The organism is Micromonospora parastrephiae (assembly GCF_016802865.1).
GTDB classification, from domain to species: domain Bacteria; phylum Actinomycetota; class Actinomycetes; order Mycobacteriales; family Micromonosporaceae; genus Micromonospora; species Micromonospora parastrephiae.
Window position 1 is genome coordinate 21289 of the sequence record NZ_JAEVHM010000065.1, and the last position, 7228, is coordinate 28516.

Here is a 7228-nt window from a genome sequence, read left to right on the forward strand (position 1 = left end):
GAGGCGGCCCGGTCGCGCCGGTGTGGTCCTCGGCGCGGGGCTGGCCGTGTCGGTGGGCTCCGGTGTGGTGGCGCTGCTGGTGAGTGGGCAGGTGCTGGAGAGCGCCAAGGTCGAGCGGTCGATTCCGCTGATCGGCGACGCGCACCTCGTCACGTCGCTCTTCTTCGACATCGGCGTGTACCTGGTCGTGATCGGGCTGGTGCTGGACATCCTGCGCAGTCTCGGTGCCGAGGTGGACCGGCACATCGAGGCGACCGGGACCGCCTCGGGCGGGCTGACCGTCGACAAGGGGGAGCGGGCATGACCGCGGCCGGCGCCAGGCCGACGCTGATCCTGGTGCTCGCGGTCGCGGTGCTGGTCGGCTGCGGGGTGATCCTGCTGTTGGAGCGCAGCCTGACCCGCATCCTGCTCGGTGTGATCCTGATGGGCAACGGTGTCAACATGCTGATCCTGCTGGGTGGCCGGTCCGGTGGGGCGCCGGTCGTCGACACCGGCCCGGTGGACGGGATGAGTGACCCGTTACCGCAGGCCATGGTGCTGACCGCCATCGTGATCACGTTCGGTTTGACGGCGTTCCTGCTCGCCGTCGCGTACCGCAGCTGGTATCTCACCGGTGACGACGAGGTGCCCGACGACCTGGAGGACCGGCAGATCATCCGCCGGGCCGGGCGCAACGAGGTGAGTGCCGTGGACCTCGGCGGGGAGGGCCCGGACGGCGACCCGGAGCAGGTGGATCCCGAACCCGCCCGCCGCCGGCTGCGGCGCGGGGAAGAGGCGTGATGGGTGCGCTCCTGCCGCTGCCCGTGGTGGTGCCGTTGCTCGGCGCGGCGCTGACCCTGCTGTTGGCCACCCAACCCCGGATTCAGCGCGCGGTAAGCGTGCTCTGCCTGACCGGCACCTTCACCGTCGCCGTGGTGCTGCTGGTGCAGGCGTACCGTTACGGGCCGGTGGTGATGGCGATCGGTGGGTGGCCGGCCCCGGTGGGCATCGTGCTGGTCGCCGACCAGCTCGCGGCGTTGATGGTGGTGGTCTCCTCGGCGGTGACCCTCTGCGTGTTGCTGTACTCGATCGGGCAGGGTCGCAGCGAGACCGGCGAGACCACGCCGGTGGTCATCTTCCACCCGACGTACCTGGTGCTCACCGCCGGCGTCACCACCGCGTTCCTCGCCGGTGACCTGTTCAACCTGTTCGTCGGCTTCGAGATCCTGCTGGTGGCCAGCTTCGTGCTGATCACCCTGGGCGGCACCGAGACCCGGATCCGGACCGGGTCGACGTACGTGGTGGTCAGCATCCTCTCCTCGATGATCTTCCTGACCGCCGTGGGGCTGGTGTACGGGGCCACCGGCACGCTCAACCTGGCCCAGCTCGCCCAGCGCCTGGACGCGCTGCCCGACCGCGTGCGGCTCACCCTGCAACTGATGCTGCTGCTCGCCTTCGCGATCAAGGCGGCGGTCTTTCCGCTGTCGGCCTGGCTGCCGGACAGCTACCCGACCGCACCGGCTCCGGTCACCGCCGTGTTCGCCGGGCTGCTCACCAAGGTGGGTGTCTACGCGATCATCCGCACCGAGACGCTGCTCTTTCCCGGCGGGCAGGTCGACGGTCTGCTGATGGTCGTCGCGGGGCTGACCATGCTGGTCGGCATCCTCGGCGCGGTGGCCCAGTCCGACCTGAAGCGGCTCTTCTCGTTCACCCTGGTCAGCCACATCGGCTACATGATCTTCGGGGTGGCGTTGAGCACCGCCGCCGGACTCTCCGGCGCGATCTTCTACGTGGTGCACCACATCACCATCCAGACCACGTTGTTCCTGGTCGCGGGGCTGGTCGAGGAGCGGGCCGGCAGCACCGACCTGCGCCGCATCGGTGGGCTGGCCCGGGTGGCGCCGTTGCTCGGCGTGCTGTTCTTCGTCCCGGCGATGAACCTCGCGGGGGTGCCCCCGTTCTCCGGTTTCCTCGGCAAGCTCGGGCTGCTCCAGGCCGGCGTGGCGGCCGGCGGGGCACTGCCGGCGGCGCTGGTCGCGGCCGGCACGTTGACCAGCCTGCTCACCCTCTACGTCGCCTCCCGGGTGTGGAACATCGCCTTCTGGCGGGCGCCCCGGCTGGCCACCGCTGAACCCGTCGTCCGGCTGCCCCGGCTGATGGTCGGCGCCACCATCGCCCTGGTCGCGTTCGGTCTGACGCTGACCGTGCTGGCGGGTCCGCTGTTCGACGTCACCGCCGACGCCGCCACCGACCTGCTGTCGCGTACGCCGTACGTGCGGGCGGTCCTGCCGGACGGTGTGCCGTGACCGGCCCGCCAAACGGCGAACCGGAGGACGGCGGCGAGCAGTCCGCGTCCCGACGTGGCCGGTTCGGACGGTGGCGGGACCAGGCGGTGGCGCTCGGCTGGCTGGTGCTGGTCTGGAACCTGCTCTGGGGCGAGATCAACTGGGCGAATCTGGCCAGTGGCCTGCTGCTGGGCAGCGCGGTGCTGGTGTTCTTCCCGTTGCCGGCGGTCACCTTCGGCGGTCGGCTGCGGCCCCGGGCGCTGCTGGCGTTCGCCGGCCGCTTCGCCGTCGAGCTGGTCAGCGCGAGCCTGCACATCGCCCGGATCGCCGTGCAGCCCGGCTACCGGCCACGCGGCGCGATCATCGCCGTCCAGTTGCGGGTGCGCACGGACCTGAACCTGGCGCTCACCGCGGAGGCGGTCTCGCTGGTGCCCGGCACGCTGATCCTCGACGTGGACCGGGAGTCAGCGACGCTCTACCTGCACGTTTTGGACACCCACGGGCCGTCGGACCTGGCCGCGTCCCGGGAGCGCACGCTCGCCGTCGAGCGGCGGATCGTCCGGGCGGTGGGCTCCGCCGCCGAACTGCGCCGCGTCGAAACCCGACCCGTCGAGAAGGGAACCTCATCGTGATCACGTTTCTGGCCGTCGTCCTCACCGCTCTGCTGTCGGTGACCGCGCTGCTGGCGCTGGCCCGGCTCTACCGGGGCCCGTCGCTGCTGGACCGGGTGATCGCCGCGGACATGCTGCTCGCCACCATGGTCGCCGCGGTGGGCGCGGAGGCGGCGGTCAACCGGCACGCCACCACGCTGCCGGTGCTCGTGGTGCTCTCCCTGCTGGGGTTCGTCGGCTCGGTGTCGCTGGTCCGTTTCGCCGTGCGGGAGCAGGCGTGATCGCGGCGGTCGCGGACTGGCTCGGCGCCGCCTGCCTGGTCGCCGGCGCGTTGCTCGGCCTGGCCGCCGCGATCGGCGTGCTGCGCTTCCCGGACGCCCTGTCCCGGATGCACGCCGCCACCAAACCGCAGGTGCTCGGCGTGCTCCTGCTGCTGCTCGGCATCGCGCTGCGGCTGCGGTCCGCGGCGGACCTCGGCATGATCGTGCTGGTGGCCGTCTTCCAGCTGGCCACCGCGCCGGTCGCGGCACAGATGATCGGGCGGGCCGCGTACCGCTCCGGCCGGCTCAACCGGGACCTGCTGGACGCCGACGACCTGGCCGAACGCGGCGCGGGCGGCGGTTAGGCGGGGTCGGCCTGACGACCGGTCGTGCGGCGAACCGGACATCGGTCACCTTCGGCCCACCCCGAGCGGAGTCCCAGCCAGCGCCGATAAAATAGCGGCATGATCGACTCTTCTGCCCAGGAGGGCAGCAGTAGCCAGCCGGGTCGTGCCCGGCCTCTTCCCGTACCCACGACCCCGGGAGCCCTGAGCGACCCGTGTTGATCGTCGTCGGTCTCCTTCTGATCATCGTGCTCACCGCCGCCACCGGTTACTTCGTGGCGCAGGAGTTCGGCTACGTCGCCGTCGACCGGGGCAAGCTCCGCCAGCTCGCCGACGACGGCGACCAGGCGGCAGCCCGTGCGCTGACCGTCACCAGCCGGCTCTCCTTCATGCTCTCCGGCGCGCAGCTCGGGATCACCGTCACCGCCCTGCTGGTCGGTTACGTGGCCGAGCCGTACCTCGGCGGTGGTCTCGCCGAGCTGCTCGGCGTGGCCGGCGTCGGCGAGTCGGTCAGCCTGCCGCTGTCGGTGGTGCTGGCCCTGGTCATCGCCACCGTGGTCCAGATGGTCCTCGGCGAGCTGGCCCCGAAGAACCTGGCCATCGCGCGGGCCGAGCCGCTGGCCCGGGCGCTGAGCCGGTCCACCCTCATCTACCTCGCCGTCGCCGGGCCGGTGATCCGGCTCTTCGACCGGGCGTCGGTGCGGCTGCTGCGTCGGATCGGCATCGAGCCGATCGAGGAGCTGCCCAGCGGCGCCACACCCGCCGACCTGGAGCAGATCATCGCCGAGTCCCGCGAGGAGGGCAGCCTGGACGCCGAGATGTCCACGCTGCTCGACCGGGGGCTGGACTTCCGCGAACTCAGCGCCGGGGAGGCCATGGTGCCCCGGGTCGACGTGCACACCGTACGGGCGCACGAACCGGTGAGCCGCGTGGTCGAGTTGCTGGACACCGGCCACTCCCGCTTCCCGGTGCGCGGCGCGGAGGGCGTCGACGACCTGATCGGCATCGTCGGCATCGCCGACGTGCTCGGCGTACCCCCGGGGGAGCGGGCCACCACCCCGGTGAGCGCGGTGGCGGGGCCGCCGTTGCTGGTGCCGGAGACGTTGCCGCTGCCCACGGTGCTCGACCGGCTGCGGTCCGGGCACCGGCAGATGGCGTGCGTGGTCGACGAGTACGGCGGCTTCGCCGGCGTGATCACGCTGGAGGACATCGCCGAGGAGTTGGTCGGCCCGATCCGCGACGAGGACGACCCGCCGGAGCGGGCGCCCGCCCGCCAGGACGACGGGTCCTGGGTGGTGCCGGCCCGTTGGCGGATCGACGAGGTGGCCGACAGCACCGGCATCGCCCTGCCCGAGGCCCCGGAGTACGACACCCTTTCCGGGCTGGTGATGCGGGAGTTGGGCCGGGTACCGGAGGTCGGTGACCGGTTGGAGATCAGGCTGTTGCCCGAGGGCGTCGACGCCGACGACACCGAGGCGGAGCCCCGCGCGCTGGTCGAGGTGCTCGCCGTGGACCGGCACGTGGCCGACTCCGTGCGGCTGGCGCTGGCCAGGCCGGAGGCTGCCGCATGAGCCCCGGAATCGCGCTGTTCAGCTCGGTGATCCTGCTGGCGCTGAACGGGTTCTTCGTGGCCGCCGAGTTCGCCCTGGTGGCCAGCAAGCGGTACCGCCTGGAGCAGGCGGCGGCGGGTGGCGGCCGGGCGGCACGGGCGGCGCTGGACGGTGTCCGCGAGCTGTCGCTGATGTTGGCCGGCGCGCAGCTCGGCATCACCCTGTGCACCCTGGGGCTCGGCGCGCTGGCCGAGCCGGCGATCGAGCACCTGCTCAGCCCGCTGCTGCACGCGGTGGGTCTGCCGGACGCGCCCAGCCACCTGATCGCCCTGGTCTTCGCCCTCGGGTTGGTCACCTTCCTGCACCTGGTGGTGGGGGAGATGGCGCCGAAGTCGTGGGCGATCACCGACGCCGAACGCTCGGCGACGCTGCTCGCGTTGCCGTTCCGCGCCTTCGCGCGGGTGTCCCGGCCGGTGCTCTCCGCGCTCAACGCGCTGGCCAACGCGGTCCTGCGGCTGGTCGGCGTCAACCAGCAGGACCAGCTGGCCCAGGTGCACGGCCCGGACGAGCTGCGGATCCTGCTGGAGCAGTCCCGCGAGCACGGTCTGCTCGGCGCCGAGCAGCACCAGCTGCTCACCAGCATGTTGGAGTTGCAGGGCACGTCGGTGGCGCAGGTGATGGAACCGTTCGCGACCATGGTGACCGTCCGCCGCGACGACCCGGCCCAGCGGATCGAAGAGGTCAGCCGGGACAGCGGTCGGTCCCGGCTGGCGGTGTTGGACGACGCGGGTGACGTCTGTGGTCTGGTGCACGTGCGGGAGGCGGTGCGGGTGGTCACCACCGGTCGCGTCGCCACCGCGGCGGAGCTGATGACGTCCGCGTTCACCCTGCCCGCGACGTCCTCGGTCACCGAGGCGGTGGCGGCGATGCGGGCACGGCAGTCGCAGCTCGCGTTGGTGCGCAACGGTGGCGGCCCGACCCGGCCGATCGGGTTCGTCGCGCTGGAGGACCTGCTGGAGGAGGTCATCGGCGAGTTCGACGACGAGACCGACACGGTTCCGCGCGGGCGGCGGATGCGCTGAGGCAGCGACGCCGCCGTGCCGCTCGGCGCGGCCGGGTCGGCCGGTCGGCTTGAGGTGTCCTCCACCGGGTAGGCGCGGCTGGTGCGGGGCCGGCGGGGCCCCGTCCCGGGAAGGGGGCGCGCGGTGCGGCTGACCGGGGTGTCGCGGGAGTCCGGCTGGACCGGGCTGTCCGTGCAGACCACGCTTCCCAACCCGAGCACCCGTCCGGGCCTGCGCCTGCCGGGGCGGGTGACCCTGGCCGCCGGGCCGGAGGACGTGCTCGTACGCCACATCCGGCTCGGCCTGGTCACCACGGTCGAGCCGGACGACCCGGCGGCACCGCGGCGGCTGGTGCAGTTCCACCAGGTGCCCATCGCCGGCCGGTTCGTCGTACCGGCGGGTCGCCGGCGTGCGGTGGACTTCGCCATGCCGCTGCCGTGGGAGATTCCGGTGACCACGTTCGGCGGGGTGCCGCTGCTGAGTCTGCGGATGGGCCTGCGGACCGAGGTGTCCGTCGACCCGGATCTGGACCAGGGGGCCATGGTGCCGGTCTTCGTGCATCCGGTCCCCACCCAGCAGCACGTGCTGGCGGCGCTGGACACGCTGGGTTTCATGATCCGTCAGGCGGGGTTGCAGGAGGGTGGCCTGCCCGGGGTGGAGCACACCCTGCCGTTGCACCAGCGGTGGGGTTACTGGGTGGGGCCGCTCTACGCGGGGCCGATCACCGAGCTGGAGCTGATCTTCGTCACGAACTCGGCCGGCCTGGAGGTGATCATCTGGCTGGACCGCCGGTTGGCGCTGGCCGGGATCACCCACCAGAGCATCAGCCGGTTCCGGATCTGGCACGCGGACGCCGGGCAGCGGGACTGGGCCGCGACCGTGGACGGCTGGCTGCGTCAGGCGATCAACCGGCACGCCGCGGCCGCCGCGCACGCCGACTGGTCCGCGCAGATCAACGAGTCCGCCCATGTCAGCCGCCACCCCGACGAGCCGGTCAGACCCGGCTACGGCCTGGGCGGCACCGCAGGAGGCGCCAGCTCCGGCGGCGACGGAACCTGACTCGAAGCCCCGGCCGCCGTCCCGACCGCGTCGATCATGGAGTTGTGGTGGGATGAATATCCCTATCGCGCCTTTTGCG

At 72.3% G+C, this 7228-nt stretch carries 9 protein-coding genes; all 9 read left to right on the forward strand.

Annotation, left to right across the window (positions count from 1 at the left end; genetic code table 11):
* Window positions 1–22 precede the first annotated feature (22 nt).
* Entirely contained in the window at window positions 23–304 is a 282-nt protein-coding gene (locus tag JNW91_RS15360; RefSeq protein WP_203175874.1) for an MnhB domain-containing protein, read from the forward strand.
* Window positions 301–780 carry a Na(+)/H(+) antiporter subunit C gene (locus JNW91_RS15365; protein WP_203175875.1) on the forward strand — a complete coding sequence of 160 codons (480 nt, stop codon included), beginning with the start codon at window positions 301–303 and terminating at the stop codon, window positions 778–780. The genes JNW91_RS15360 and JNW91_RS15365 overlap by 4 nt, the downstream gene beginning before the upstream one ends.
* A complete protein-coding gene (locus JNW91_RS15370; RefSeq protein ID WP_203175856.1) occupies window positions 780–2285 on the forward strand; it encodes a Na+/H+ antiporter subunit D in 1506 nt (501 codons plus the stop codon). The genes JNW91_RS15365 and JNW91_RS15370 overlap by 1 nt, the downstream gene beginning before the upstream one ends.
* The gene (locus JNW91_RS15375) at window positions 2282–2896 is read left to right on the forward strand and encodes a Na+/H+ antiporter subunit E (RefSeq protein ID WP_203175857.1); all 615 of its coding nucleotides are present in this window, start codon (window positions 2282–2284) and stop codon (window positions 2894–2896) included. The genes JNW91_RS15370 and JNW91_RS15375 overlap by 4 nt, the downstream gene beginning before the upstream one ends.
* Entirely contained in the window at window positions 2893–3156 is a 264-nt protein-coding gene (locus tag JNW91_RS15380; RefSeq protein ID WP_203175858.1) for a monovalent cation/H+ antiporter complex subunit F, read from the forward strand. The genes JNW91_RS15375 and JNW91_RS15380 overlap by 4 nt, the downstream gene beginning before the upstream one ends.
* A complete protein-coding gene (gene mnhG / locus JNW91_RS15385; RefSeq protein ID WP_203175876.1) occupies window positions 3156–3500 on the forward strand; it encodes a monovalent cation/H(+) antiporter subunit G in 345 nt (114 codons plus the stop codon). Before JNW91_RS15380 ends, mnhG begins: the two co-directional genes overlap by 1 nt.
* A 194-nt stretch (window positions 3501–3694) precedes the next feature.
* Window positions 3695–5050, forward strand: coding sequence for a hemolysin family protein (locus JNW91_RS15390; RefSeq protein WP_203175859.1), 1356 nt, complete (start codon window positions 3695–3697; stop codon window positions 5048–5050).
* Window positions 5047–6111, forward strand: coding sequence for a hemolysin family protein (locus JNW91_RS15395; RefSeq protein ID WP_203175860.1), 1065 nt, complete (start codon window positions 5047–5049; stop codon window positions 6109–6111). Before JNW91_RS15390 ends, JNW91_RS15395 begins: the two co-directional genes overlap by 4 nt.
* Window positions 6112–6234: 123 nt before the next feature.
* Window positions 6235–7149 (forward strand): sporulation protein, encoded by a 915-nt coding sequence (locus JNW91_RS15400; protein ID WP_203175863.1) that lies wholly within the window; start codon window positions 6235–6237, stop codon window positions 7147–7149.
* The last annotated feature ends 79 nt before the right edge of the window (window positions 7150–7228 follow it).

Excerpts from the sequence above, each read along its gene's own strand:
- JNW91_RS15365 (WP_203175875.1), top strand. The coding sequence starts at position 301 with ATGACCGCGGCCGGCGCCAGGCCGACGCTGATCCTGGTGCTCGCGGTC.
- JNW91_RS15370 (WP_203175856.1), top strand. The coding sequence starts at position 780 with ATGGGTGCGCTCCTGCCGCTGCCCGTGGTGGTGCCGTTGCTCGGCGCG.
- JNW91_RS15395 (WP_203175860.1), top strand. The coding sequence starts at position 5,047 with ATGAGCCCCGGAATCGCGCTGTTCAGCTCGGTGATCCTGCTGGCGCTG.